Source organism: Psychrobacter sp., from assembly GCF_030457785.1.
Classification (GTDB): domain Bacteria; phylum Pseudomonadota; class Gammaproteobacteria; order Pseudomonadales; family Moraxellaceae; genus Psychrobacter.
The window spans coordinates 1-1,941 of sequence record NZ_JAKDUI010000293.1; the positions used below are offsets into that span (position 1 = coordinate 1).

General features: G+C 42.1%; 1 protein-coding gene. It reads left to right on the top strand.

Annotated features, from left to right (window positions below):
* The first annotated feature begins 187 nt into the window (after nucleotides 1-187).
* Nucleotides 188-1,687, top strand: a complete 1,500-nt coding sequence (locus L0J61_RS10670; RefSeq protein WP_192529700.1) for a PepSY domain-containing protein — start codon at nucleotides 188-190, stop codon at nucleotides 1,685-1,687.
* Nucleotides 1,688-1,941: the final 254 nt, after the last annotated feature.

Here is a 1,941-nt window from a genome sequence, read left to right on the forward strand (position 1 = left end):
GCCAATTTTTTCCTATAATTCGCAGTGTTTTAAGGAGTTTTCTTGTATGATGCTGCCATCCTTAGAATCACGTTATCGTCTTGAAAGTATTTTAGGTCGAATCTAACAATCAGCTATTTTATATTACTATTGTCAATGCGTTGATAGACGTTAATTGAGCAGCCAAAGATGGGTAAAGGTCATATTTATGAGTAGAGACACACGTCAATCCCCTAACAATCAACGCTATTTTACAGTATGGAGATGGCATTTTTATGCAGGCATGTTTATTGCCCCTTTTTTGATTATTTTAGCGGGTACAGGACTTGGCATGCTGCTTATGTCCAATACAACAGGCCGAGATAATGACCGTCTAACGGTTTCCCCTCCACAGTCTATGGTTCAAGCCCCAATTGCCAACCAAGCAAAAAACGCCCTCAAAACCTTACCAAATAGCACGCTGATTAAATATATCGCACCTCGTGATACCGAGATAGTGGCCTTGTTTCAAGTGATATCAGATGGGCATGACAATATGGTTGCGGTAAATCCGTATACCGCTGATATTGTTAAAAGTACGCCCACTAATTCGGGCTTGTACAATACTCTTGATAGCATCCATGGCGACTTGCTATTAGGGAAGGTTGGTGACTTTATTCAGGAAGCCACCGCCTCATTAACTATTTTGATGATTTTAACGGGTTGGTACTTGTGGTGGCAAAAACGTAAGTCTGTCAAAGCCATGTTGTTCGCTAATGATGCGAACCTAAAGAAAAAGCGATCATTTTTTCGTACAATTCACGCAACCTTAGGCACTTGGATATCCATTGTATTATTATTTTTCTGCATTTCAGGAATGGCTTGGGCAGGTATTTGGGGCGAGCGAATCGTACAGGCTTGGAGTCAATTTCCCGCTGGTAAATGGGGCGCCGCGCCCATGCCACTTTCGATTGACCACAGTCAGCATCATGCAGGTATGGATATGGATAATGCCGATGCCGCGCCGCACATTCATGGAGCAGCAGCAACGCCTGCAGCAACTCATGGTCGTGTATTAAATACGGGCAGTACCAAAGAGGTACCTTGGGTGCTAGAACTGACGCCAATGCCGCTGTCAGGGACAACCAAAGGTGAGAACGGTATCGCGTCCAATATCCCTATTATGATTGATACGGTAGATAGGTTTGCGCGTGAGATTGGCTTTGCAGGACGTTATCAGCTGAATCTACCACAAGGCGAGACAGGAGTGTGGACGATTAGCCAAGATTCTATGAGCTACGATATGAAAAGTCCAACGGCTGACCGTACGGTGCATATCGACCGCTATTCGGGGAAGATATTGGCTGATATCCGCTTTGAGGATTACAATGCTTTCGGCAAATTTATGGCAGCGGGTGCGGCTATTCATATGGGAACGCTAGGATTATGGAGCGTGTTAGCCAATGTGCTGTTTTGCTTATCTGTGATTGCAATTTGTGTGAGCGGTTATGTCATGTGGTGGCAACGTCGTCCTCGTAATACCAACGAAATCACTGGACTAAATCCACCAGCACGTGGTCAAAGTTTTTCTATATGGTGGCCGTTTGCCATTCCCTTGCTTGTGGTGGCTATTATATTCCCAGCTGCAATTATTATCATTGTGGCTATTGCGTTATTGGATTTTTTAGTAATTTCTCGAACCCACTTTATGCAGAAGCTGTTGAAATAAACGATACGATTAAATTTAGGTAGGCAATAGTTAAGGTTTAACAGATACTGTGCTTAATTGAGGCCACTTTTAAAAAGTGGCCTTTTTTTTGCTGTGCTATTTTTATCTATAGTGTTTGCTAACAAAAAAGTAGTGCTATCTCATGACGTAGACCTTCACTGTATCAAAAATATTTCAATACTGTATTGATAATCATTATTATTATCTTTATCATGTACAAACTCTAACGTAACAAACCATATATTTATTCAACA

Excerpts from the sequence above, each read along its gene's own strand:
- L0J61_RS10670 (WP_192529700.1), top strand. The coding sequence starts at position 188 with ATGAGTAGAGACACACGTCAATCCCCTAACAATCAACGCTATTTTACA.